The following is a 26,420-nucleotide window of genomic DNA, read 5'->3' on the forward strand; positions in this document are numbered from 1 at the left end:
TTTCCTTTTTTATTTGCATACTCCAAGGCTGTTGAGAAAAGATAACTGCTAAGGGGATGATGATTATGTTGGGAAAGAAAAGGTTCATAGTGTTTGTTTTCCTTTTTATGTTTATTTATTCAAGTGAAAAGGGAGTAGCCTCCGTCATTCTGCCGCCCTTACCAAAACTATCCGAATCCAAGAAAGTAACGGTTGTCGTCACGATGGATACAGCATTTCAACAAAAAAAGATCAATAAACTGCTTGAAAAATATCCATCCCTTCAATTACGGACTGTTTATTCGGTTGCCCTGAATGGATTTTCCCTCCATGGAAAAAATACTGAAATAGAACAACTCAAAAAGGAGAATGATATTCAGACTGTTACTGAAGTATCCATGTATCATGCCGTATTGGATGAAAGTGTCCCATACATAGGAGGAGACAAAGTGAGGGGTTTCTTTGATAAGGAGAACCGTCGAATCACAGGGAAAGGGATAAAAGTAGGAATTATCGATACAGGGATTGATTATTCACATCCGGATTTACAACGTGCTTATAAAGGAGGTAAAGATCTAGTTGATGACGATGAAGATCCGATGGAAACCAAAAATCAAGGAGATCTAGATACATTACATGGAACTCATGTGGCCGGTATCATAGCAGCCAATGGAAAAATGAAAGGCGTCGCTCCAGATGCGGAGATATATGCATATCGGGCATTGGGACCGGGCGGAGCAGGAGATACAGAACAAGTCTTGACAGCTATTGAGTCAGCAATGAAGGATAAAGTGGATGTATTGAACCTCTCTCTTGGAAATAACGTGAATGGGCCGGATTTACCGATATCTCTTGCGTTGAATAAGGCAGTCGAAAGCGGCATCGTTGCCGTGACATCAAATGGGAATTCCGGTCCTGCTGTATGGACCGTCGGGTCGCCCGGTACAGCGGAAAAAGCGATTTCCGTTGGAGCATCGACACCTCCCTTAAAGGTTCCATATATGATTTACGGACTCGGTTCAAAAAAGTATAAAACCCATTTAACTTTATTTCAAGGTTCTAAGAAATGGAACCTGACGTTTTCGGAAGATGTGATATACGGGGGACTTGGAAATGAAAAAGATCTGAAGGATGTTCAGGGTAAGATTGTGTTGGTGGAACGAGGTATCCTCACCTTTCAGCAGAAAGTATCCTATGCACAAAAGGCAGGTGCAAAAGGTGTAATTATCTATAATAATACAAGCGGTACATTCACTGGAAGTTTAGAGAAAAAAATGAACATCCCGGCAGCTTCTATTAATAGAAGGGATGGAATGCTTCTGAAGAAGTTCCTGAAGCAAAAGCATAGCAAAACCGTTCAATTTGTTTATAAAAACGAGCAAGATAGACTCGCCGATTTTAGCTCAAGAGGCCCTGTAACCGTATCGTGGGGAATAAAGCCGGATGTGTTGGCTCCGGGAGTGGAGATCGAAAGCACCATTCCTAAAGGATATATGTCCCTGGATGGTACAAGTATGTCTGCACCGCATGTTGCAGGTGCGTGCGCTCTAATCTTGCAAAAGCACCCTGAATGGACTCCTGATCAAGTCAAATCAGCATTGATGAGCACTTCCAAGCCATTAAGGAAAACGGCCAATCAATTTTATCACACATATGAACAGGGAGCTGGCCGCATCCGGATTGATGAAGCATTAAAAGCGGATACGCTCTTGAATCCAAGCTCTTTATCCTTTGGGATGTATACGAAAAAAGAAGGAATTGAAGAGCATCATGAAACGATAGTCATTGAAAACACAGGAAAGCAGATGAGGAATTACTCTTTTATGGTTCCATTAAAAGAGAGAGGACTCACTTGGGAATTGCCGAAATCCCTGACTTTGAAACCGAAGGAAAAGAAAAAGATTAAAGTGGGGCTGCAAGTTAACCCGGCCGAACTTAGAAAAGGGGTCTTTGATGGTTACCTTATTATAATGGAAGGAACGAAAAAAATTTCCCTTCCTTATTTATATGTAAAGGAAGAGCCAGATTATCCGAGGGTAATGGGGTTTGACTTTGGCCAAGGAGACCAAGCAGGCACATATCGATATGAAATGTACCTGCCTCGGGGGGCTGAGGAATTCGGGATTGCTCTTTATGAGGAAGATAGCTTGAAATTCGTTGGATATTTGGATTGGTCGAGACCGGCACCCTCGGGATTGATCAAAAAAGATGTATTGAGGAAGAACTTACCGCCTAAAGGAGTGTATAAAGCGATAATCTTTGCGAGAAGGGATGGAAGGGAAGATCGGGTAGAAAAGACGTTACTTATTGAGTGAACAGAGAGCAATAAGTAAAATAAAATGGATGTCAATAGTATAAAAAAGATAATTTGTGAACAATTCGTTAATAATTACAAACCTGTGACAAATTTCACTAACCACTCATTGACATTGATTCTTGCCTATTGTATGCTAACTAAGGATGTAAAATGAGAGGGGTTTCATACGTTAATAATGTGTCAAATAGAAGTAAGTTTTTGACCTTCTATTTGGACTTGTTACGGGCAAATTCTCCTAGCTAAACACAGATACTACAATATTTCTAGGGAGATTACATGACAAAATGCTAGAATTGGAAAAAATGTTCAATAGGCAGCTAAAATACATGTTGTATTTAATGGGTATTTATGTACTTGGGGTGGTCTTCACTTCACATGATTCAGTCTTCCAAGGATTATTGCTTGGAACTGCCTTCAGCCTATTTATATTCTGGTCAATGGTCAAAAAAAACAAAAAGTTCGCTCAAGAGGTTGCCGAAGGTAAGAAAACGCGCTCCCTTGGTAGTTTAACTAGAATGTCTGTAGCGGGTTTAGCTGCAATTATTGCATTGAGATATCCTGATGAGTTTCAAGTAGTCTGCGTGGTTGTGGGATTAATGACAGTTTACTTTGTCATTATGATAGATTATTTTATGCAAAACATATGTAGTAGTAAAGAAGAGAGGTGAATACTGTTGAATCATGAAGCCCCTATGTGGGAATTTATGGATACCGGAATACATTTCAACTTGGCTAATGTTCTTATGATGACTATCGCAAGTCTCATTGTCTTCATAATTGCTGTTACAGCAACTCGTAAACTTGCGATGAAGCCAACAGGAATCCAAAACTTTATCGAATGGGTTATGGATTTTGTGAAAAACATCATCAACAGCAATATGGATTGGCGTACGGGTGGTCAGTTCCTTATGTTGGGAATGACGTTAATATTGTACGTATTTGTTTCAAATATGTTAGGATTGCCGTTCTCGATTGTAATAGGAGGACAGCTTTGGTGGAAATCACCTACATCTGATCCAGCAATAACTTTAACCTTGGCAGTTATGGTAATGGGTTTATCTCATTATTATGGTATCAAGATGAGAGGCATGAAAAATTATGCCAAAACTTATGTCCAACCAATGGGTTTCTTGTTTCCGTTAAAGATTATTGAAGAGTTCGCTAATACATTAACTCTAGGATTGCGGCTTTACGGGAATATTTATGCGGGTGAGTTACTATTAACTTTACTTGCTGGACTAGGAACAAGTAGTGTTTTGGGTGCAGCTACTGCTGTATTACCAATGTTAGCTTGGGAAGGATTTAGTATCTTTGTCGGCTCCATTCAAGCTTTTATCTTTACTATGTTAACGATGGTTTATCTTTCACATAAAGTAAGTGACGACCATTAATTATAAATATTGTTCATTTTGAACATTATATTGATGAAAAAATAAAACAACATTTCAAGGAGGAAATTTATCATGACAGGTTCTTTAGGTCTTATAGCTGCTGCTATCGCAGTTGGATTAGGTGCACTAGGTGCGGGTATTGGTAATGGTCTTATCGTTGGGCGTACAATTGAAGGAATGGCTCGTCAGCCAGAAGCTCGTGGTATGCTTCAAACTACAATGTTCGTTGGTATTGCGTTAGTTGAGGCACTTCCAATTATCGCTGTAGTTATCGCGTTTATTGTTATGGGTAAATAAGATAACTTGAAAAAGTTCAATAATGGCGAAGATGATCCAAGGAGACCCTTCGCCATTGCTCTGTGTTAAAGTGAACATTTATGGCAGTGATACTGTCAATTGAAAATACAGAACTTCAATAGTGAATCTCATGAAGGGAGTGAACCGAGCGTGTTAACAAGCAATTTTGTTCTTGGTCAAGCAGCCCACTTTAATGGTGGGGATATCATATTCCAGCTTTTTATCTTTATTATTTTGTTAGCGTTGCTTAAGAAGTTTGCATGGGGTCCGCTAATGGGCATCATGAAAGAACGTGAAGAGCATGTTGCAAATGAAATTGAAGCAGCTGAAGTTAGTAGAAAAGAAGCACTGAAGTATTTAGAAGAACAGCGTGAAATCGTAAAACAATCTCGCACAGAAGCGGGACAACTTATAGAGAATGCTAAGCAACAAGGCGAAGCACAACGCGAAGATATTATTAATCAAGCGCGTGCAGAAGCTGAACGTGTTAAAGAATCAGCAAAACGTGAAATCGTTCAAGAGAGAGAAAAAGCAGTTGCCGCCTTACGCGAGCAAGTAGCTTCATTATCTGTTATGATCGCATCTAAAGTGATTGAGAAAGAACTTTCATCAGCTGATCAAGAAAAACTAATCAATGAATATATTCAAGAGGCAGGAGAAGGTAAATGAGCGATATAACTGTAGCAGGACGTTATGCTGTAGCTCTTTTCCAAATTGCGAAAGAGCAAAATCTCATTAACCAACTTGAAGAAGAGCTTCGCATAGTGACTGAAGTTTTTACAAAAGATAAAGAGCTATTAGGCTTCTTGGCTCATCCTAAAATGACTAGCAGTGCAAAAAATGCATTGCTTGCAAATGCATTTGCAAGTCTATCATCTTCCGTTCAAAACACTGTAATGTTAATGGTGGAGCGTCATCGTACAGATGAAGTGACTGCTATGGCACAAGAGTTCATTGAACTTGCGAACGAAGAAAATTCAGTTGCGGATGCGACTGTTTATACCGTGAATCCTTTAACTGAAGCTGAAGCGGAAGCTGTGTCTTCAGCTTTTGCTGCAAAAATCGGCAAACGGAATTTACGTATTACCAATATTACGGATAGCAATATCATTGGCGGCATCAAACTTCAAATCGGTAACCGTATTTATGACGGAACGATAAGCGGGAAGCTTGATCGCCTTAGCAAACAACTATTAGGTTAATATTCACAGATAGGGGTGAAATTCATGAGCATCAAAGCTGAAGAAATCAGTGCGCTGATTAAAAAGCAGATTGAAAACTATCAGTCGGAAATTAAAGTAAGCGATGTAGGTACAGTAATCACTGTTGGTGATGGTATCGCTCGCGTTCATGGTTTAGATAATGCAATGGCTGGGGAGCTCTTAGAATTTTCTAATGGTTCAATGGGATTGGCACAAAACCTTGAGCAAAATAACGTAGGTGTTGTTATTCTTGGACCATTCAGAGACATTCAAGAAGGCAGTGAAGTACGCCGTACAGGAAGAATCATGGAAGTACCAGTTGGAGAAGAATTAATCGGACGTGTCGTGAATCCGCTAGGACAACCTTTGGATGGTCTTGGTCCAATCGCTACAACAAAAACTCGTCCAATCGAAAGCCCTGCTACAGGTGTTATGGACCGTAAATCTGTTCATGAGCCATTACAAACAGGGATTAAAGCAATCGATGCTCTAGTACCAATCGGACGTGGACAACGTGAGTTAATCATTGGTGACCGTCAAACTGGTAAAACATCAGTTGCGATCGATACAATCCTTAACCAAGCTGACCAAGACATGATCTGTATTTATGTTGCAATTGGTCAAAAAGAATCAACAGTTCGTGGAACAGTTGAGACACTACGTAAAAATGGTGCACTAGATTACACAATTGTTGTATCTGCATCAGCTTCTCAACCAGCACCACTTTTATACCTAGCTCCATATGCTGGTGTGACTATGGGTGAAGAGTTTATGTTCTCTGGCAAGCACGTTTTAGTGGTATATGATGATCTTTCTAAACAAGCATCAGCATACCGTGAACTTTCCTTGCTTCTTCGCCGTCCTCCAGGTCGTGAAGCATTCCCTGGGGATGTATTCTACTTGCACTCCCGCTTACTTGAGCGTGCAGCTAAATTGAATGACACTTTAGGTGCCGGTTCAATCACTGCGCTTCCATTTGTTGAAACACAAGCAGGCGATATCTCTGCTTACATTCCAACAAACGTTATTTCCATTACAGATGGACAAATCTTCTTACAATCTGATTTGTTCTTCTCAGGTGTACGTCCTGCGATTAACGCTGGTCTTTCCGTATCCCGTGTTGGTGGATCTGCACAAATTAAAGCGATGAAAAAAGTTGCTGGTACATTACGTCTAGACTTAGCTTCTTATCGTGAATTGGAAGCATTCTCTCAATTCGGTTCTGATCTTGATGCTGCTACTCAAGCAAAACTTAACCGTGGTGCTCGTACAGTTGAAGTTCTTAAGCAAGATCTAAACAAACCAATTAAAGTTGAAAAACAAGTCATGATTTTCTATGCATTGACTAAAGGTCATCTTGATGATATTCCAGTATCCGATATCCTTCGTTTTGAAGAAGAATACTATGTGTTCCTAGATCGTTCTCATCCGGAATTATTAGATCACATTCGCACAACTAAAGGTCTTCCTGAAGACGCTGCTATCGTTGGTGCAATTAACGAATTCAAAAAGAACTTCGTTATTTCTGAATAATAAGGTCTAACTAATTTATAAAGGGTGGTGAGAATGAATGGCCTCTTTACGCGATATTAAGTCTCGGATTACTTCAACGAAAAAGACGAGTCAAATTACAAAAGCCATGCAGATGGTATCTGCTTCTAAAATGAACCGTGCTGAAGCTAATGCTAAAGCATATGTTCCATATATGGAAAAAATTCAAGAAGTAGTGTCAAGTATTGCGAACGGAAGTACGGGTGCAACTCATCCAATGCTTGTCTCACGTCCAGTGAAGAAAACCGGTTACCTGGTAATCACATCGGACCGCGGATTGGCAGGAGCATACAACAGTAGTATCCTTCGCCACGTTCATAAAACTATTCTTGAACGTCATAAATCCAATGATGAGTTCGTCATTATCGCAATCGGAAGGGTTGGCCGTGATTTCTTTGTCAGCCGTAATATGCACGTAGAGCTTGAAGTAATTGGTGTTCCTGATCAGCCATCTTTCGCTGACATTAGCTCCCTTGCTAAATCAACAGTGAATTTGTATCTAAATGAACTGTGTGATGAGCTTTATATGTACTATAACCATTATGTCAGCCCAATCCAGCAGGATGTAACGGAAACGCAAGTACTTCCTTTAGCTGACTTTAATACTTCCAATGCAAAATTGACATCTTATGAATTTGAACCGAATGCAGAAGAAATTCTTGAGGTATTACTACCTCAGTACGCAGAAAGTTTAATTTATGGTGCTTTGTTAGATGGTAAAGCAAGTGAGCACTCTGCACGTATGACTGCAATGAAAAATGCAACCGATAATGCGAAAGAATTGATTGATTCACTTTCATTGCAATATAACCGTGCACGTCAGGCCGCAATCACTCAAGAAATCACGGAAATTGTTGGCGGTGCAGCAGCTTTAGAATAAAATTATTTAAGGGACGGTCGGCTCGGACGATGCTTGGCCGTTCCATAAACTTGATTGTCGTTATAAGCAACGTTAGGAGGGAAAACGATGAATATAGGACGCGTTACTCAAGTTATGGGTCCGGTTGTTGACGTGAAATTCGAAGACGGACAACTTCCTAAGATCTATAACGCGTTAAGAATCGAAAATACAGCGTCTGGTACAGGACTAACTCTTGAAGTAGCCCTTCAACTAGGTGATAATACAGTTCGTACTGTAGCAATGTCTTCCACGGATGGTTTAACTCGTGGTGCAGAGACTGTTGATACAGGAGCTCCAATTTCCGTTCCTGTAGGTGAAGTAACTCTAGGCCGCGTTTTCAACGTATTAGGGGAAAACATTGACCTATTTGAACCACTTACAGCAGAAGTACGTCGTGATCCAATTCACAGACAAGCACCAACTTTTGAGGACTTATCAACAACAGTTGAAATTCTTGAAACTGGTATTAAAGTAGTAGATTTACTTGCACCTTACATCAAAGGTGGTAAAATCGGTCTCTTCGGTGGTGCCGGTGTTGGTAAAACTGTACTTATCCAAGAACTTATTAATAACATCGCACAAGAGCACGGCGGTATCTCTGTATTCGCTGGTGTAGGTGAGCGTACTCGTGAAGGAAATGACCTTTTCTACGAGATGACTGATTCTGGTGTTATTAAGAAAACAGCGATGGTATTCGGACAAATGAACGAGCCACCAGGTGCACGTATGCGTGTAGCTCTAAGTGGTTTGACAATGGCTGAATATTTCCGTGACGAACAAGGACAAGACGTTCTTTTCTTCATCGATAACATCTTCCGTTTCACTCAAGCAGGTTCAGAGGTTTCTGCCCTTCTAGGCCGTATGCCTTCAGCGGTAGGTTACCAACCAACCCTTGCTACAGAAATGGGTCAATTACAAGAACGTATCACATCAACTAATAAAGGTTCTGTTACATCTATTCAAGCGATCTATGTACCTGCCGATGACTATACGGATCCGGCTCCAGCTACAACTTTCGCTCACTTAGATGCAACAACTAACCTTGAGCGTAAACTTTCTGAAATGGGTATCTACCCAGCAGTTGATCCATTGGCTTCTTCTTCTCGTGCTCTTAGCCCAGAAGTCGTTGGAGCTGAGCACTATAAAGTAGCTCGTCAAGTTCAATCAACTTTACAGAAATATAAAGAACTTCAAGATATTATTGCGATCTTGGGTATGGACGAGTTAAGCGAAGGCGAAAAAATAATCGTTGGCCGTGCTCGTAGAATTCAAAACTTCTTGTCACAAAACTTCCACGTGGCTGAACAATTTACTGGTCAAAAAGGATCTTATGTACCAGTTAAAGAAACAGTCCAAGGATTCAAAGATATCCTAGCTGGAAAATATGACGAACTTCCTGAAGATGCTTTCCGTCTAGTTGGTCGCATCGAAGAAGTTGTTGCTAAAGCAAAAGAAATGGCTTAATTAAAGGGACCTAGGAGGGAATGAAATGAAGACCATTAAAGTCAATGTTGTTACTCCCGATGGCCCAGTATATGATGCAGAAGTTGAAATGGTAAGCACTAAAGCTAAAAGTGGTGAGCTGGGAATTATGGCTGGACACGTTCCAACTGTAGCTCCTCTTACCATCGGTGCTGTCCGTCTTAAAAATGGAAGCAACACAGACTATGTAGCTGTAAACGGTGGCTTCTTAGAAGTTCGCCCTGATGTGGTAACCATTTTAGCTCAATCTGCTGAAAGAGCTGAAACTATCGATCTTGCACGAGCTCAAGAAGCAAAAGCACGTGCGGAACAAAGATTGCAGAATAATGATGGATCAAATGATACCAAAAGAGCTGATTTAGCACTTAAACGTGCTATTAATCGGATTCAAATTGCAGAAATGCGATAACTTAAAATGATAAAAAACCTGATCAAACCATTCGTGGTAAGATCAGGTTTTTTTATCCCTCAAAAAAGTTTTTGAAGTTTTTTGTCATGGAATGTCGAAATGACCTGCTGAAGATTTGAAAATATTATCGAATTATAAAAAAAAGTATTTTCCATATATATCCTAGGCTCATCGACATACCATTATTTTGATGTTATAATGTATACGCTTACATATATTACTTCAAACCTCCTCCAGTCACGTATGCTTCTAAAAGATTGTTACCCTGCATAAATATTTAAAAAGGTATCCTACAAAAAAAGAAGACAAGCAATAGTAAAATGTACCCATTAAACATGATTTATCCATAAAGGGAGATGAATATGGGACAACTGCATATTTACCAAAATAATTATTTAATTGTATTTGTTTTTCTTTGTCTCGGCATTTTATTACCAGTGATTGCATTATTTCTTGGCAGACTGCTTAGGCCCCATAAACCGACAGATATGAAATATACGACTTATGAAAGTGGAATCGAGCCTTTTCAGGATTCGAGAGTTCAATTCAATGTCAGATACTACTTATTCGGCTTGATGTTCGTCATATTTGACGTAGAAACGGTTTTTCTATATCCATGGGCGGTAGCTTATGATGAGCTCGGATTGTTTGCCCTGATTGAAATGCTATTTTTTGTTCTTATCCTTATGTTGGGACTAATCTATGCTTGGAAAAAGAAGGTGTTAAAATGGAATTGAAGTTAGACGAACTTACTCCCGCAGAAATGGAAGAAATGCGTAACAGTATTTTTTTATCGACACTTGAACAAATAAAGGGATGGGCTAGAAGTAATTCACTTTGGCCAATGACTTTCGGTTTAGCATGCTGTGCAATTGAAATGATGGGTGTGGGCTCCTCACATTATGATTTGGATCGTTTTGGTTCATTTTTCCGGACATCACCAAGACAATCTGACGTCATGATTGTCTCAGGAACGGTAACGAAAAAAATGGCCCCGATAATAAGTAGATTGTACGATCAAATGCCTGAACCGAAGTGGGTAATTGCAATGGGATCTTGTGCTACAGCAGGCGGACCCTATGTGAAATCCTACTCGGTGGTCAAAGGAGTAGATCAAATAGTACCTGTCGATGTATATATTCCGGGGTGTCCCCCAAACCCGGCAGCACTTATATATGGAATCAATAAATTAAAAGAGAAAATCCGTTATGAGGCGAAAACCGGAAAGCGGGTGATATAGATGAGCGAGAAGCAGGACTTAGCCCAACAAAAGAAAGAGGCAGCGGCTAAGGCGAAGGCCACCGCACTGGCCCGAAAACATGCGAAGGAGGAAGCGAAGGAAAAGCCGGAAGGTGAACTGAATCTGTTGAAACAAAAGGCGGCCGCAGCAGCCAAGGCGAAAGCTGTAGCTCTGGCTCGGAAAAAGGCGAAGGAGGAAGCAGTCGAAAAGCCGGAAGGTGGACTGGATCTAGCGAAACAAAAGGCGGCTGCGGCAGCCAAGGCGAAAGCGGCAGCTCTGGCTCGGAAAAAGGCGAAGGAGGAAGCAGTCGAAAAGCCGGAAGGTGGACTGGATCTAGCGAAACAAAAGGCGGCTGCGGCAGCCAAGGCGAAAGCGGCAGCTCTGGCTCGAAAAAAGGCGCAGGAGGAAGCGGTCGAAAAGCCGGAAGGTGAATTGGATCTAGCGAAACAAAAGGCGGCCGCGGCAGCCAAGGCAAAAGTTGCCGCGCTGGCTCGAAAACAGGAATCCAGTGATAATGATGATGATCTTGAAAAAGCCAAGGCAAAGGCAATTGCAGCTGCCAAGGTGAAAGCTGCTGCTGTTGCGAAGGCCAGGAATAGTGTAATGGAAAGCAAGGAAGATCAAATTCCAGATGAACCCTCTCCAAACCAGGCCAAACTCGATCAAATTGTTCATGCTATTGAAAGGAATGTGGGACAAGAGGCATTAATAGACCACTATATTAATAGACTATCAAAAGATGTACCCACAATAGTAGCTAATCCAGATACATATTTCTCAATAGCGAAATTCCTTCGATATGATGAACAGCTTAACTTTTCGTATTTATCGGAACTTCATGGAACGGATTTCGAAACCCATATGGAAATTTATGTACATTTGCATTCATTCAACATGAATCAATCAGTTGCCTTGAAGGTGAAGCTGGACAGGGATTCTCCCGCTATTCCATCATTGGTTCCATTATGGTCAGGAGCCAATTGGCCGGAATGTGAGGCGTATGATTTATTAGGTATTCATTTTCATGAACACCCTGATTTAAAGAGGATTTTACTTGGTGATGATTGGAAAGGGTATCCCCTTAGAAAAGATTATCAGCCTTATGATGTGGAGGTGTAACCCCAATGTTAAGGACAGAAGAAATGCTTCTCAATGTCGGGCCGCAGCATCCGAGTACACATGGTGTTTTTCGGCTTGTCATCAAAATCGATGGTGAAATTATAAAAGAGGCTACCCCTGTCATTGGGTATCTGCATCGTGGTACGGAAAAACTAGCGGAAAACTTGCAATATACACAAATCATTCCATATACCGATCGGCTGGATTATCTGGCCGCAATGACAAATAATTATGTGCTTTGCCATGCTGTTGAAACAATGATGGAGATGGAAATCCCCGATAGGGCAGAATATTTGCGGGTAATCGCAATGGAGTTGGGCAGAGTTGCAAGCCACCTTGTCTGGTGGGGTACATACTTGCTTGATATAGGTGCGACGAGCCCTTTTTTATACGCTTTTCGTGAACGGGAAATGATCGTTAATTTACTAACTGAATTGTCAGGGGCACGGCTTACTTTCAATTATATGCGTGTTGGTGGTGTAAAATGGGATGCCCCTGAAGACTGGATTGAAAAGGTGGCCGAGTTTGTGCCGTATATGAGGGAACAGCTTGCCGGTTACCATGAGCTTGTAACAGGGAATGAAATCTTTGTGAATCGAGTTAAAGGGGTAGGCACCTATACGAAGGAAGAAGCGTTGCAGTATTCGCTTAGCGGGGCAAACTTAAGATGTACAGGTGTGAACTGGGATTTACGAAAAAATGAACCATATTCCATTTATGACAGGTTCAACTTTGATGTACCTACACGGACAGAGGGCGATGCCTTTTCACGCTATCACTGTAGAATGGAGGAGATCGAAGAATCATTGAAAATTCTTGAGCAGGCGGTCGAGCAATTTCCAGAAGGGCCGGTCCTTGCTAAGGTCCCGAAAATAATAAAGGTTCCCAAGGGTGAAGCATTTGTCCGAATTGAATCACCAAGAGGGGAGATCGGCTGTTATATTGCGAGTGAAGGGAAAAAGGAGCCATATCGTTTGAAATTTCGCCGACCTTCATTTTATAATCTGCAAATACTTCCGAAGTTATTGGAAGGGGAAAATATGTCGAACTTGATAACGATATTAGGTGCAATCGATATTGTTCTAGGGGAGGTGGATGGATAAATGATCAAGGATTTGCTTCACTCCACTCCAAGCTTACTGAATTTTGGCATTTTTTTTGGTTTGGCAGTCCTGCTGCTATTCGTTGTGTTAGGGTTTGTTACCTATGGAATCCTATCAGAACGGAAAATCATGGGGTTCATGCAGCTACGGGTGGGTCCCAACCAAATTGGAGGAAAATGGGGTCTCTTGCAGACCGTTGCCGATGTTTTGAAACTTCTGATCAAGGAAGATACGATACCCAAAAAAGCCGATAAGCCGCTTTATATATTAGCGCCAGTGATTGCTTTTGCTCCAGCCTTCATGGTCCTTGCCGCCTTGCCGTTCACGGATGCCTTCCAATTTGCCGATATAGGTGTAGGGCTTCTGTATTATATGGCCATTTCCGGCATATCGACAATCGGAATCGTCACGGCTGGCTGGGCATCCAATAATAAGTATTCGTTGATCGGCGGGATGCGGGCAGCCGCACAAATGATATCTTATGAGATTCCGTTGGTGATGTCGCTAGTGGGAATCGTACTCTTAACAGGTAGTTTAAACTTGAATGAAATAGTCGCAGCCCAGGAGAAGGTTTGGTTCATTTTTCTTCAGCCGATTGCATTTATCGTGTTTTTTATTGCATCGGTTGCCGAGTTGAACAGGGTACCTTTTGATCTTCCGGAAGCGGAATCTGAACTTGTTGCGGGGTATCATGTTGAATACTCTGGTTTTCGCTGGGCCTTCTTTATGTTATCCGAATATGTATATATGTTTGCAATGGCCACGCTAACCACTGTATTATTTTTAGGGGGATGGAATTCTATTCCGTTTTTGGATTTTATTCCTGCGGCTATCTGGTTCGGTCTGAAATTCAGTGCTGTGTTCTATGTACTGGTTTGGATCCGTGTAACCTTTCCTCGTATAAGGGCCGATCAATTGATGGAGTTCGGATGGAAAGTACTGCTCCCGGTTGCGTTAGCTAATATATTTTTGACAGCACTTATAAAAGAATTAATCAACCTTTTTTAAAAACTTAAGCTGGTCAGAAAGCGAGGGATTTAAATGCTTGGTTTAGCAAAAGGTTTAACCTATACATTAAAGAACTTGACCCGGAAAAAAGTGACCTATGACTACCCGAATGAGCCGCTGCCGCTCCCTGACCGATTCCGCGGAATCCAGAAGTTCTACCCTGAAAAGTGCATTGTATGTAATCAATGCGTGACGATTTGTCCAACGGATTGTATTCAATTAACCGGTAAAAAGCATCCTGATCCGTCGAAAAAAGGAAAGATCATCGATACGTATGACATTAATTTCGAGATCTGTATTTTATGTGATCTATGTACGGAGGTCTGCCCTACAGAAGCAATCGTAATGACGAACCAATTTGAGCTGGCGGAGTATAGCCGGGATCATTTATTTAAAAATCTGGAGTGGTTGGATGAGAACGATGAGAATATCCGGAAGGTGAATAAAGTATGACTTTATCCGGTGAATTAATTGCCTTTTTTGGCTTGGCACTTGTAGCCATATTAGGCGGGGTGCTGCTAATTACGTTAACTAAAGTGGTCCATATGGTCATTGCACTTGTTTTTACTTTCTTAAGTATTGCCGGCATTTATTTGTTGCTCTCGGCAGAGTTTGTCGCCGTCGTCCAAATCCTGATTTATTCAGGGGCCATTACGATCGTGATGTTATTTGGCATTATGCTGACTAAACACCAAGAAAGTGACGAACCGGCAAAAGGAGGCTGGGGGAAAATCACTTTGCTATTAGCGATTGCTGGATTCGCCGTGGCGGTTTATCTGGGGATTTATAATCTGGATATACCTGTACAGCCAGCCACCTTGCATGAGGAAAATACAAAACAAATAGGAATCGAACTTTTTTCAAAATATGTAATCCCATTTGAAGTAATGTCTGTACTCCTGCTTGTAGCTTTAGTTGGTGCCATCGTATTAGCTAAAAAAGATGATGAGGAGGGAGATCAATCATGACGGGAGTTCCCTTGTCAGCTTATCTCGTATTGGCACTCGTTTTATTTTGTATAGGGTTGTATGGAGCATTGACAAAAAGAAATGCTGTCATTGTTTTGATTTCAATCGAGCTGATGCTAAACGCCGCGAATATCAATTTAGTTGCCTTCAGTAAATTAGGGGTAACGCCATCTATTACGGGTCAAGTGTTTTCATTATTCACGATTACAATTGCTGCAGCCGAGGCAGCTGTAGGTCTGGCTATATTAATGTCCCTATATCGCAATCGGAAGACGGTCAATGTCGATGAAATGGACATTATGAAGCATTGAAGGTTCATATAAATGAAGAAGGGGATTTGATACGATGATGGAGAACGCTTGGCTCATACCGATCTTTCCACTCGTCACGTTTCTGGTTCTGCTTCTATCAGGTGGGCGGTTGCGGGAAAGAGGGGCATATATTGGAATAATATGTACTCTTGCTTCGTTTATTTTATCGTTGCTTGTCTTGATGGAACGGTTTAAGGAACCTACTTATAAAATAACGATAGATTGGCTTTCCATCGGAGGGACGCAACTTAAAGCGGGATTTGAAATCAATCAGCTTAATGCTTTGATGCTTGTGATCGTTTCTCTTGTCAGCCTGCTTGTCCAGTTATATTCGAAGGGATATATGAAGGGTGAAGAGCGATTCTCAACTTTTTATGCTTATCTGGGCTTTTTCACATTTGCCATGCTTGGGCTTGTCATGGCACCCAATTTATTACAACTTTATTTTTTCTGGGAATTGGTAGGGGTGGGCTCCTTCCTGCTGATCGGATTTTACTATTATAAACAGGAAGCCAAGAATGCAGCGAAGAAGGCGTTCATCATGACCAGAATTGGGGATGTAGGGCTCTTGGTCGGTATTATTCTACTTTTCTGGGGAACAGGTAGCTTTGAATATGGAGAGATCTTTCAAGCCGTTCAATCGGGCGTGATATCAAATGAAGGCTTGACGTTGATTGCCATTTTAATTTTTATCGGTGCGGTTGGGAAATCTGGACAATTTCCTCTTCATTCATGGCTTCCCGATGCAATGGAAGGCCCGACTCCAGTTTCCGCACTGATTCACGCAGCAACCATGGTTGCTGCAGGGGTTTACCTGGTAGCGACCATGTTCCCATTATTCCTGGCTAGTTCTGCTGCGATGCAAGTCGTGGCGATAACAGGCGGATTTACAGCCATCTTTGCCGCAAGCATTGCTCTTGTGCAAAAGGATGTTAAGCGAGTATTGGCCTATTCGACTGTCTCTCAGCTTGGTTTTATGATGCTTGCTTTGGGTACTGCTGGATATGTGGCTGGCGTGTTTCATTTAATGACCCATGCCTTTTTTAAAGCATTGCTGTTTTTGGCAGCAGGCAGTGTTATTCATGCTATACATACACAGGATATAGAAAAAATGGGTGGCTTATGGGGGAAATTGAATTGGACTGGGCCGCTGTTCTTGACTGGCACTTTAGCGATATCAGGATTTCCCTTACTCTCGGGTTTTTTCAGTAAAGATGAAATTCTAATGGCAGCATGGGAGAATGGTAATTATTTGTTGTTTGCACTAGCGGTGATCACCTCCTTTTTAACTGCGTTTTACATGTTCCGGCTGTTTTTCATGATATTTACAGGAGAATCACGCAGTCAAGTGAAGCAGGTCAAGGAATCACCTTCAATCATGTTGCTTCCCATGCTTGTATTGGCGTTCCTTGCAGTAATCAGTGGATATGTCCAAACACCATGGTTCGGAACCTTCCTTGGTGAGTGGCTAATGGAGGGAAATGAAACGCTTCTTGGAGGTAATAGCCATAGTGAGGGTCCCGTTTGGATTATGGTCATGGCCGTGCTTGTATCGCTGGCAGGTATATTCCTTGCTTATATGATATACGCTAAAAAGAAGTTACCTCGGAGCTGGCTTGTTCAAGAAAACAACGAGTTTTATAGAGTTTTGGATAATAAGTATTATATTGATGAGATTTACCATTTTACCGTAGGCTATGCAATCAAAGGCTTAAGTTTATTCCTATCTTATATCGAAAGGTTCATTGTCGGTGGGGTGGTATCCACTGTAACAATCTCGATAGAGGGGTTGGGGAAAATAGGGTCTAAACTGCAAACGGGACAGGTACAGCGTTACGGCATGATAGCCTTTTTGGGACTTGCGGTATTGTTGGTCATTTTTGCAGTAACTGGGGGGTATCTAAGATGAATGTCTATTTGCTCTCACTTTTAGTGTTTTCACCCTTGCTGGGTATTGTGATGGTTGCCCTTATGCCGAAAAAAGAGGAAAGGACGATTAAACAATTTGGCTTTTTCGGAACGCTGCCTCCTCTTTTCCTCTCGTTCTTTCTATGTAGTCAATACTATTCAGGTGTTGCCCTTTCCCTCTTTGACATTAAGGTGAATTGGATCAGGTTTGGGAATCTGGAGGTGTATGATCCCAAGCTCTTCACAGTTAATTTTGAGTTGGGTCTGGATGGATTAAGTCTAATCTTCATATTACTGACAACAATCATTTCTTCACTGGCAGCAATCGCCTCCATCTATATAAAACAAGAATGGAAAGGGTATTATTTGCTATTTTTGATCTTGGAGATTGGCATGCTCGGTGTATTTACAGCAGAAAATTTGATCCTTTTTTTCATCTTTTTTGAAATGACCTTGATTCCCGCTTTCTTTTTAATTGGCAGATGGGGCTTTCTGGAGAGGGAGAAAGCATCTTATAGTTTCTTAATTTATAACGGCATTGGTTCGGCAGTTTTATTGGTGGTTATTTTAATTTTATTTGCCCGGACAGGTACAACCAATATTGCGGCTTTGACGCAGATGATGACAATGGGCGGTGTATCGCTTTTTGCACCCATATCCGGTTCGATGAAGTATGGCTTATGTCTGGCCTTCCTCATTGCATTTGCAGTAAAGCTGCCGGTATTCCCTTTTCACAGTTGGATGGTGCGGGTCCATGCAGAGGCACCTCCATCCATAGTCATGATTCATGCAGGTGTCTTATTGAAAATAGGAGCGTACGGAATCATCAGGTTTGGAATGGGGATATTTCCAGAGCAATATAAAAGCTTGGCCTTCACCGTTGTCCTATTTGGGGTCCTCAGCTTTTTATATGGTGCATTTTTAGCGTTGGTACAGACGGATTTCAAGCTCGTTTTAGCATACTCATCGATTTCGCATATGGGTATCGTCATGATGGGGTTGGGAGCCTTGAATGAAGCGGGCATTCAGGGAGCCATCTTTCAAGTCATCTCACATGGGTTAATTGCTGCTCTGTTGTTTTTCTTGGTGGGTGTATTATACGAACGGACGGGAACCACCATGCTTCCTAAGCTTGGGGGATTGGCCAAGTCGATGCCGGTTTTTTCCGGGTTTATGTTAGCGTGCGGGATGGCTTCACTCGGTTTGCCTGGCATGTCTGGCTTCATCAGTGAATTCATGGTATTTCTCGGCTTATTCAAGAGCCAACCAACGCTTGCTGCAGTTGGGGTGATCGGGCTGATTTTAACGGCAGTATATATACTGAGGGCAGTTATGTTGATGACCTTTGGTAAAACTAATAGTTTGGTAGAAAAAGAGAAATGGGACCTTAAAGGGCTGGAGTTTGTACCGGCATTGGTTCTTCTCGGTTTGATCATATCCGTTGGGGTGTACCCAAATTTGTTAGGCGGGCCTCTTCAAGGAACGATTGAAGCCATGATGCTAGCTTTAGGGGGGCGATGAAGGATGGATTGGAACACGATGCTTTCTTATAATTGGGGAGCGATGATGCCGGAATTCATCATCCTTGGAACGGCCATGATTCTTTCGATATTGGATTTATTCTGGCCTAAGCACTTTAATCGAAGGAAACTGGCCTGGCTCGCGCTAACAGGCATCATTTTAGCCTGTTTGTCACTGATTAGCTTATTATCCTTTGAGTCAGTAAGTATCTTATCCGATACATTTCGGTTAGACTCTTTTGCAAAAGCATTTAAGCTACTCTTATTATTCGGAGCAGGTCTTATCATCCTTCTGGCTGAAAGCTATGAACCGCAAGAGGGGTTGCATGAGCATAGGGGGGAATTTTATTATCTGTTCCTGACCGCCTTGCTTGGAGCGATGATCATGTCCTCAAGCGGGGATTTGATAACCCTGTTTGTTGGGCTGGAACTGCTTTCACTTTCATCGTATATATTAGTCGGTATACGTAAACATGATCTGAAGTCTAACGAAGCGTCCATGAAGTATGTAATAAACGGCGGTATTTCCACGGCGATCACTTTATTCGGGATGAGCTATTTATATGGTGTGACTGGTTCAGTCAACCTAGCCGAGATGAGCCGGACGATGGCCGCACTGACGGATGGTCAGCTGCAATACATTATGGGTCTCGCTTTCTTCATGGTTTTTGTCGGATTATCCTTCAAGATTGCTGCGGCTCCATTTCATATGTGGGCACCGGATGTTTATGAGGGGGCACCAACACCAGTCGTAGCCTTCTTAAGTGTAATATCGAAAATAGCAGGTTTCGTCATTATCCTGCGCATTTTTCTTTCGTTATTTCAAACAGCGTCCGGTGACGTGTTCGGAGCGCTTGACTTTTTGGAGAAAAATAATATCTATATAGCTTCATTGGCAGGTCTGACGATCATCATTGGGAATGTGATTGCGTTAAGGCAGCAAAATTTAAAACGATTATTCGCCTATTCAAGCATCGCCCATGCGGGTTACCTCCTTGTAGCGGTAGCTACATTGGGTGGAGGATATTTCCTGATGGACACAGTCTGGTATTACTTACTGGCATATGTATTAATGAATATCGGTGTATTTGCAGTCATTCAACTGCTTTCCAGTCAAAGCGGATCAGATGACATTAGCATTCTTGCAGGACTAGGGAAAAAATCGCCGTACCTTGCCATTGCATTTACGGTCTTTATCCTTTCGCTGGCCGGAATTCCCGGGACGACAGGCTTTATTGGCAAACTGAATATTTTTCTTGGAACATTCATTACGGAACCTGGACATTTTGTCCTTGCAGGAATCATGATTGCAGGTACCATCGTATCCTATGTGTATTATTTCGGATTATTGGTTCAAGTCTTTTTCCGACCCTTTCATTCAGACAAGGTCATTAAAATCCGTTCTGGTCTATATACCGTGTTAATCATTTGCGTAATAGGCACGATCATTTTCGGGGTAGCCCCTAATCTTGCCTTTGACTTCATTCACGATCAATTTGGTGATTTTACAGACTTTATTTCGAGTAAATGATATAATATCTGTATCAGAGGCTCATTCCATTGGATTAGCCTCTATTTACAGTTTTAAAAAGATATTTTGCAATTCTTCCTTTTTAATTCCAAATACGAAGGGGTTTTGTGTTAGAATATAAGACGGGTGTCTTTTAGGAGGTATGTACATGTTTTCAGCAATGGGACAGCAGGCTTTAACAGGAATAATTGCGCACTTGTTTTTCATTGCAGTTACCTGGTGGGCTCTACAGGCATTACATTTTGATAAAATTTTAAGATCCAATTCGGTCATCAAGGCCAGGGTTTTATATATTTTATTAACGGTTGCCATCGGTTCAGTTGTGAGTAATTTCTTCCTTGACTACCTGGGATTTGCAAACCAACTCCCCTATATGTTTAGTGATGACTGATAAGCTGTAAAGCTCTGCTTATAGCAAAATATGATTCTACTCTTGTATTCGCCATGCTTCTCCTGTAACTTTTTCAGGTGGAAGGTGTCACCAATTGTCGGAAAACTCGAAGTATGATCTCTCTCCTTATGGAAATAATGTTTAAAAGGGGAGGGATTTAACATGTATAGTTTGAACAAAAAAATGTTAATATACATAATATTTCTTGGTTTAATGGTGATTTTAATTGGGAATAGTACGATTGTGGCAGAAAACAAACCAGATATAGTCAAATTGGTGGGACTGTTACAAAAGGATAAGGATTTAGACATAGGTAATTGGTCTGTGCTCGCTAGAGAAATAAATAAAGAGATTACTACTAAACAAGAGTTTGGAAGAGAAGTTTCAGCTTTGAAGCAAAAATACCCTCAATTTCAATGGCATCGGAAAGATGATGCTTCCGGCTGGAAGGCTGAGGCGTTAGCTTACAATGTCGATTCAGGTCTAACCGAGTCTATTAAAATAATGACAACAGAAGAGGAATTTGATAAAGTTACCTATGTTATTTACGAAGTGAAGGGACAAAAATGGGAAAAAGCCAATTCAACGTTTTTTACAACTACGTTCCAGAACAGGGTGAATGACCTATTTATAGGGACTCCTTCAATTTTTTCTTGTATTAAAGGGTCTATCAATGATAATATGGATTCGGTTTTAAACTCTAAAACTGAAGACCTGTTAGATATGTTCCAAGCAAGGGAAATTGAGAGTGTGCATGAAACAAACTTTACATCTATATCTGCACATTCAACATTGTTTAAACAACCTTTGACAAAAGAAAAATTAAATTTGCAGTTTGGGCTACGGACAGAAGGATTGGGTGACCGAACGAACTTTGTAGTTGGCACACCAATCATAACGTTTGAATATTAATATAGAGAAAATGGACGCGGAGGGGAATACTTTTGGAAAAAATCATCGTCCGCGGCGGAAAAAGGCTTAGCGGGACAGTTAAAGTAGAAGGTGCTAAAAACGCCGTTTTGCCAGTTATCGCTGCAACATTATTAGCAAGTGATGGGAAAAGTATCATTAAAGATGTTCCTACGCTCTCCGATGTATATACAATCAATGAAGTATTGCGCAACTTAAATGCAGATGTTGCCTTTCATGACAATCAAGTTACTGTAGATGCATCAAGAGAGTTATTAGAAGAAGCACCATTTGAATATGTACGTAAAATGAGAGCTTCCGTTTTAGTGATGGGCTCATTACTAGCAAGGAATGGCCGGGCCCGCGTTGCTCTTCCAGGTGGCTGCGCCATCGGATCACGTCCTATCGATCAGCATTTAAAGGGTTTTGAAGCGATGGGAGCAAAAGTGAAGGTCGGTAATGGTTTTATTGATGCCGAGGTAGAAGGAAGACTTAAGGGTGCAAGAGTGTATCTTGACTTCCCGAGTGTGGGTGCCACTGAAAACATCATGATGGCAGCAACACTTGCTGAAGGTATAACTATTCTTGAAAATGTGGCCAAAGAGCCTGAAATAGTAGATCTTGCGAATTTCCTTAATAAAATGGGTGCCAAAGTCAGAGGTGCTGGTACGGGTACGATGAGAATCGAAGGTGTCGATAAATTATATGGCACTGAACATGCGATTATACCTGACCGTATCGAAGCTGGTACATTCATGACAGCGGCTGCTCTTACTGGCGGCAATGTTCTTGTTCAAGGAGCTGTACCTGAACACCTTACTTCCCTTATTGCTAAAATGGAAGAAATGGGCGTTAAAATTCTTGAAGAAGAAGATGGATTACGCGTCATCGGTCCAAAAACCTTGAAGGCCATTGATATCAAAACAATGCCGCATCCTGGTTTCCCGACTGATATGCAATCACAAATGATGGCATTATTATTGCGTGCTGAAGGAACAAGTATGATTACGGAGACCGTTTTCGAAAACCGTTTCATGCATGTTGAGGAATTCCGTCGCATGAATGCCAATATTAAAATCGAAGGTCGTTCTGTAATCGTTAATGGACCAACTAACATTCAAGGGGCAGAAGTAGCTGCAACAGATTTACGTGCCGCGGCAGCACTCATCCTGACTGGATTGGTTGCAGATGGCATTACTCGTGTTACAGAATTAAAGCATCTTGACAGAGGATACGTGAACTTCCATGGTAAATTGGCATCTTTAGGTGCTGATGTGGAACGTATTAACGAAGATGTGCCTGCAGAAACGAAAAAAATTGCCGATCTAAACGCTTAAGATATTTATAAAAACCATTCATGTTTGAGTCATTGAAACGTGAATGGTTTTTTTTGTTTTGTTCCAGAATTTACGGCCTCCAACTAAATCGTTGTTTGTTTTTCTATTCATAAAAGCTTGTCCTTCAACATACATTTGTTATGTAAAGATACCTGCTGGATGTGGAGATTTTACGGCAGAGAAAACAAGTGTAGGGAGGCTCAGGAATTTGAAAGCAATCAAACCGATGATCGTACTATTCATAGCAGTAGCATTCGTAATTATCATGATTCCAGCAGTGCTTGTGCTTCCATTTTCAAATGATAAGACAAGTGGGGAGTTAGCCGAACAATTAGAAAAGAACGTGAAGAAGGAAGGTAAAGAAGTAAGTGCAAATGAAATGAGTTCCGTAGAAGTTGCCGTATACCGTACATCTGCAAAAAAGATTGAAAAACTGCCAATTGAATCGTATTTGACTGGTGTGGTTGCAGCTGAAATGCCAGCGGATTTTGAAGAAGAAGCACTGAAAGCACAAGCGCTGACGGCGAGAACTTACATTGTCAATCAGCTCATAAGTGAAAGTCGTTTGGGTTTACCGGACGGTGCTGATGTAAGCGATACGGTCATGCACCAAGTATATATGAATAATGATGAGCTAAAAAAGCAGTGGGGCTCTGATTATAAATGGAAGATGAAAAAAATTAATAAAGCTATAAAGGACACAGCGGGTCAAATCCTAACTTATGAAGGAAAGCCGATTACAGCCACTTTTTTTTCGACCAGCAATGGTTACACGGAAAATTCAGAGGACTATTGGGAAGCGGATTTCCCCTATTTAAAAAGTGTATCCAGTCCATGGGATAAAGAAGAATCCCCCAAGTTTTATAATAAAGTTGTAGTGAATACTGCAGATTTTGAAAGCAAACTCGGTGTAAGTCTATCATCGGGAGCAACAATAGGGACTGTCATTAAAAGGACTTCCGGTAATCGCGTGGGTGTGGTGGATATCGGAGGAAAGAAAATGACAGGTAAACAGATTCGTGAAAAGCTAGGGTTGACATCATCTGATTTTAACTGGGAGCGCCAAGGCAACCGCATTGTCATCACGACAAAAGGATCTGGACACGGAGTTGGTATGAGCCAGTACGGTGCAAATGGAATGGCAAGAGAAGGAAAAAACTATGAAGACATCGTAAAGTACTATTATAAAGGTGTTAAAGTTCAGTCTTCAAATAAGTGGCTGAATACGATGACAGCGAAAAAATGAGAGATGGGGAATCCCATCTCTCATTTTTTTGTGCTTAATTTCTCTATAATGGTCAAAAAGCCCCGTTCATGCTTGAAATAATGATATTGGACATGAAAATAGACTGCAGCTACTCCAATGATATCTTTAATGACATCTATTAAGGTAGAGGAGCGGTATGGGACGAAAGATTGGTGGTATTCGTCAAGTACTCCGTAAAGGCAAGCGACAAGGGCCGCCAACAGGCTTAAACCAGGTTTCAGTTTTTTGTTTGCAGCAAGGGCCGAAACGAATAATATGTACAACAGGGCAAATTCGACTAAATGGAGTGCCTCTTTAATAAATCGGTCAATTGAGGATGATGGAAGATCAAGAATCATATCATCGGGATTGCTCGACATTATCCAAATGGCAATCATATATAGAAAAGGCAATAACGTTAACACGAGTTTAATGGTTTTTTTCATGAATTAGACATCCTTCAACAGTAAGATACCAAACATTTTACCATTCTACGAATAAAATCGGTTTCATTTCCACAAAATAAATCTAAAAAAATTTTTTTCTGAATGTATATAATCTTAACAAAATGTTCAGAATGATTGCTGAGGTGATTAATATGAGAGAGGAAGAAAAGAAACCAACTTCCACAATCCGACGTATACTAAAACAACGTTGGGCATTATCAGCAATCTATATCGCAAGTGCAGCCATAATCTTAGCCGCGGCCTTCTTATTACAAAATAGTTTTGATGATTCAGCTAAAGATGGCAAAGAGGAATCAGCTGAAACAGGAAAAAACTATGGTCAGCCTTCTGTTGAGGTCAACAGTAATCTTGAGACAATCAAGATGCCTGTAGCCGATGCAGACAAATCGGTTATCAAGAAACAATTTTATGATGTGAATGCGGATGAAAAGGCACAAGAAGAAGCATTGGTTTTCTACAACAATAGATATGAGCAAAACAAAGGTATAGATATTGCAATGGAAGATGGAAAGTCTTTCGATGTAAAAGCATCATTAAGTGGAAATGTAACGAAAGTTCAAGATGATGCGTTACTTGGAAATTTAATTGAAGTAGAGCATGAAGATGGTGTCGTTACTCGTTATCAATCTGTTAAAGACATTAAGGTTGCAGTTGGTGACAAAGTGAAACAAGGACAAGCAATTGCTACAGCTGGAAAAAGTCAAATCAACGAAGAGGCGGGCGTACATGTCCACTTCGAAATCAGAAAAGATAACATTGCGTTAAACCCAACTGATTTTATTGATAAACAAGCTTCTGCCATCCAATCTGCAACTGAAATGGAAGGCAGTGAACTTGACGATTCGGCTAACAAAGAAGAAACGCCTGCAGTCGAAGAATCTAAAACTGACAAAGAAGAAACACCTGCGGTCGAAGAATCTGAGACTGGCACGGATGAAACGCCAGCCGTTGACGAAACTGACGAGAGCACTGATTTAGAGAATGGCACTGATAAAGAAGGCTCTACCCCAGGTGAAGATACAACTGAGGAAAGCGATTCCTTAAAAGATTCGTTAAATCAATCTAATTAATAATAAAATCAAAACAAAAACCTTAAGCGTTACGAATGACAACAACTGAAAATTTGGTAAAAGAAAGCCGTTCATTTTGAACGGCTTTCTTTTTTTCGTGCGCCCGGCATGGGTGCAATCTATAGGGTGTGAGTCCCGAACCATGAAGGCAGTAGTAGTGGTTAGCTTAATGCAAGGGTGTCCACGGTGACGTGGAATCTGAAGGAAGCAAGCGGCAAACCTCCGGTCTGAGGAACACGAACTTCATATAAGGCTAGGTATCATTGGATGAGTTTGCGAAACAAAACAAAGTCCTTACTGCCGAAGGTGGTACAGAGTAAATGAAGCAGATAGATGGAGGGAAAGATTGCGCTCTTACCCGGGGAGGTCTAATGACAGCCAAGTACACTTGGTAACCTGTCCAGTGATGGACAGCTGAATCATTAGAAGTCAGCAGAGGTCATAGTACTTGTCTACTCGAGAAGATAAGGAAGGACCGAACAGATTGAGGAGGACGGATACTAGGCGTTCGTTATTTTGCGAAGAAGCAAACAATTCCTAACGGAACTTATTTGAAGGAAGAAGTGGTGAATACACGGGGAACTTCAAAAGGGCGGAGCAGATAAAGGCACAAATAGACCATCTCGTCCACGCAGGGAAAGGATATCAACGATGTTAATGGAACAGATACTAGAGAGGGAAAACTTAATACAGGCATTGAAGCGTGTAGAAAGAAATAAGGGAAGCCATGGTGTAGATGGAATGCCGGTTCAAAACCTGAGAC

General features: G+C 41.3%; 27 protein-coding genes. 26 read left to right on the forward strand and 1 reads right to left on the reverse strand.

The features are described from left to right. The first annotated feature begins 65 nt into the window (after positions 1-65). From LQ203_RS27525 to spoIID, 25 genes are all read left to right on the forward strand, one after another. On the forward strand, positions 66-2,294 hold the full coding sequence (locus tag LQ203_RS27525) for a S8 family serine peptidase (protein ID WP_290370592.1): 2,229 nt from the start codon (positions 66-68) through the stop codon (positions 2,292-2,294). Between the two features lie 286 nt (positions 2,295-2,580). Then, positions 2,581-2,964, forward strand: a complete 384-nt coding sequence (locus LQ203_RS15210; protein ID WP_230159213.1) for an ATP synthase subunit I — start codon at positions 2,581-2,583, stop codon at positions 2,962-2,964. 6 nt (positions 2,965-2,970) lie between these two features. Further along, positions 2,971-3,687 (forward strand): F0F1 ATP synthase subunit A, encoded by a 717-nt coding sequence (gene atpB, locus LQ203_RS15215; protein WP_230159214.1) that lies wholly within the window; start codon positions 2,971-2,973, stop codon positions 3,685-3,687. Between the two features lie 72 nt (positions 3,688-3,759). Next, complete coding sequence (gene atpE, locus LQ203_RS15220) at positions 3,760-3,984, forward strand: F0F1 ATP synthase subunit C (protein ID WP_034315818.1); 225 nt, start codon at positions 3,760-3,762, stop codon at positions 3,982-3,984. Between the two features lie 150 nt (positions 3,985-4,134). Then, on the forward strand, positions 4,135-4,653 hold the full coding sequence (atpF, locus tag LQ203_RS15225) for a F0F1 ATP synthase subunit B (RefSeq protein WP_230159215.1): 519 nt from the start codon (positions 4,135-4,137) through the stop codon (positions 4,651-4,653). Next, entirely contained in the window at positions 4,650-5,186 is a 537-nt protein-coding gene (locus LQ203_RS15230) for a F0F1 ATP synthase subunit delta (protein WP_230159216.1), read from the forward strand. The genes atpF and LQ203_RS15230 overlap by 4 nt, the downstream gene beginning before the upstream one ends. Before the next feature lie 24 nt (positions 5,187-5,210). Then, entirely contained in the window at positions 5,211-6,719 is a 1,509-nt protein-coding gene (gene atpA / locus LQ203_RS15235) for a F0F1 ATP synthase subunit alpha (protein ID WP_230159217.1), read from the forward strand. A 37-nt stretch (positions 6,720-6,756) separates the two neighbouring features. Further along, positions 6,757-7,617: a F0F1 ATP synthase subunit gamma gene (locus LQ203_RS15240; RefSeq protein WP_230159218.1), complete on the forward strand. Its 861-nt coding sequence runs from the start codon at positions 6,757-6,759 to the stop codon at positions 7,615-7,617. 87 nt (positions 7,618-7,704) lie between these two features. Continuing rightward, complete coding sequence (atpD, locus tag LQ203_RS15245) at positions 7,705-9,102, forward strand: F0F1 ATP synthase subunit beta (protein WP_230159219.1); 1,398 nt, start codon at positions 7,705-7,707, stop codon at positions 9,100-9,102. A gap of 25 nt (positions 9,103-9,127) precedes the next feature. Continuing rightward, the gene (locus tag LQ203_RS15250; RefSeq protein ID WP_230159220.1) at positions 9,128-9,529 is read left to right on the forward strand and encodes a F0F1 ATP synthase subunit epsilon; all 402 of its coding nucleotides are present in this window, start codon (positions 9,128-9,130) and stop codon (positions 9,527-9,529) included. A 362-nt stretch (positions 9,530-9,891) separates the two neighbouring features. Beyond that, on the forward strand, positions 9,892-10,266 hold the full coding sequence (locus LQ203_RS15255) for an NADH-quinone oxidoreductase subunit A (RefSeq protein ID WP_230159221.1): 375 nt from the start codon (positions 9,892-9,894) through the stop codon (positions 10,264-10,266). Next, on the forward strand, positions 10,257-10,769 hold the full coding sequence (locus LQ203_RS15260) for an NADH-quinone oxidoreductase subunit B (RefSeq protein ID WP_230159222.1): 513 nt from the start codon (positions 10,257-10,259) through the stop codon (positions 10,767-10,769). Before LQ203_RS15255 ends, LQ203_RS15260 begins: the two co-directional genes overlap by 10 nt. Next, entirely contained in the window at positions 10,770-11,888 is a 1,119-nt protein-coding gene (locus tag LQ203_RS15265; RefSeq protein WP_230159223.1) for an NADH-quinone oxidoreductase subunit C, read from the forward strand. 5 nt (positions 11,889-11,893) lie between these two features. Further along, a complete protein-coding gene (locus LQ203_RS15270) occupies positions 11,894-12,991 on the forward strand; it encodes an NADH-quinone oxidoreductase subunit D (RefSeq protein WP_230159224.1) in 1,098 nt (365 codons plus the stop codon). Further along, positions 12,992-13,999 (forward strand): NADH-quinone oxidoreductase subunit NuoH, encoded by a 1,008-nt coding sequence (nuoH, locus tag LQ203_RS15275; RefSeq protein WP_230159225.1) that lies wholly within the window; start codon positions 12,992-12,994, stop codon positions 13,997-13,999. 33 nt (positions 14,000-14,032) lie between these two features. Beyond that, positions 14,033-14,452: an NADH-quinone oxidoreductase subunit NuoI gene (gene nuoI, locus LQ203_RS15280; RefSeq protein ID WP_048685828.1), complete on the forward strand. Its 420-nt coding sequence runs from the start codon at positions 14,033-14,035 to the stop codon at positions 14,450-14,452. Further along, the gene (locus LQ203_RS15285) at positions 14,449-14,967 is read left to right on the forward strand and encodes an NADH-quinone oxidoreductase subunit J (RefSeq protein WP_230159226.1); all 519 of its coding nucleotides are present in this window, start codon (positions 14,449-14,451) and stop codon (positions 14,965-14,967) included. The genes nuoI and LQ203_RS15285 overlap by 4 nt, the downstream gene beginning before the upstream one ends. Continuing rightward, positions 14,964-15,278: an NADH-quinone oxidoreductase subunit NuoK gene (gene nuoK / locus LQ203_RS15290; RefSeq protein ID WP_057911923.1), complete on the forward strand. Its 315-nt coding sequence runs from the start codon at positions 14,964-14,966 to the stop codon at positions 15,276-15,278. The genes LQ203_RS15285 and nuoK overlap by 4 nt, the downstream gene beginning before the upstream one ends. A gap of 34 nt (positions 15,279-15,312) precedes the next feature. After that, positions 15,313-17,187: an NADH-quinone oxidoreductase subunit L gene (gene nuoL / locus LQ203_RS15295; protein WP_230159227.1), complete on the forward strand. Its 1,875-nt coding sequence runs from the start codon at positions 15,313-15,315 to the stop codon at positions 17,185-17,187. Beyond that, a complete protein-coding gene (locus LQ203_RS15300) occupies positions 17,184-18,707 on the forward strand; it encodes an NADH-quinone oxidoreductase subunit M (RefSeq protein WP_230159228.1) in 1,524 nt (507 codons plus the stop codon). Before nuoL ends, LQ203_RS15300 begins: the two co-directional genes overlap by 4 nt. A 3-nt stretch (positions 18,708-18,710) precedes the next feature. Continuing rightward, positions 18,711-20,237: an NADH-quinone oxidoreductase subunit NuoN gene (gene nuoN / locus LQ203_RS15305; protein ID WP_230159229.1), complete on the forward strand. Its 1,527-nt coding sequence runs from the start codon at positions 18,711-18,713 to the stop codon at positions 20,235-20,237. A gap of 148 nt (positions 20,238-20,385) precedes the next feature. Beyond that, positions 20,386-20,628, forward strand: coding sequence for a DUF1146 family protein (locus LQ203_RS15310; RefSeq protein ID WP_061465671.1), 243 nt, complete (start codon positions 20,386-20,388; stop codon positions 20,626-20,628). Positions 20,629-20,790: 162 nt separating this feature from the next. After that, a complete protein-coding gene (locus LQ203_RS15315; protein WP_230159230.1) occupies positions 20,791-21,540 on the forward strand; it encodes a YwmB family TATA-box binding protein in 750 nt (249 codons plus the stop codon). Positions 21,541-21,572: 32 nt separating this feature from the next. Continuing rightward, positions 21,573-22,874 (forward strand): UDP-N-acetylglucosamine 1-carboxyvinyltransferase, encoded by a 1,302-nt coding sequence (gene murA / locus LQ203_RS15320; RefSeq protein ID WP_230159231.1) that lies wholly within the window; start codon positions 21,573-21,575, stop codon positions 22,872-22,874. Between the two features lie 208 nt (positions 22,875-23,082). Continuing rightward, positions 23,083-24,120, forward strand: a complete 1,038-nt coding sequence (gene spoIID, locus LQ203_RS15325) for a stage II sporulation protein D (RefSeq protein WP_230159232.1) — start codon at positions 23,083-23,085, stop codon at positions 24,118-24,120. A 20-nt stretch (positions 24,121-24,140) separates the two neighbouring features. On the opposite strand, the gene LQ203_RS15330 is transcribed toward spoIID, so the two are convergent. Continuing rightward, positions 24,141-24,566 (reverse strand): VanZ family protein, encoded by a 426-nt coding sequence (locus LQ203_RS15330; protein WP_230159233.1) that lies wholly within the window; start codon positions 24,564-24,566, stop codon positions 24,141-24,143. 152 nt (positions 24,567-24,718) lie between these two features. Here LQ203_RS15330 and LQ203_RS15335 point away from each other — a divergent pair, with 152 nt between their 5' ends. Continuing rightward, positions 24,719-25,657, forward strand: coding sequence for a M23 family metallopeptidase (locus LQ203_RS15335; RefSeq protein ID WP_230159234.1), 939 nt, complete (start codon positions 24,719-24,721; stop codon positions 25,655-25,657). The last annotated feature ends 763 nt before the right edge of the window (positions 25,658-26,420 follow it).

This window comes from Peribacillus sp. Bi96 (genome assembly GCF_918698115.1).
Classification (GTDB): Bacteria; Bacillota; Bacilli; order Bacillales; family DSM-1321; genus Peribacillus.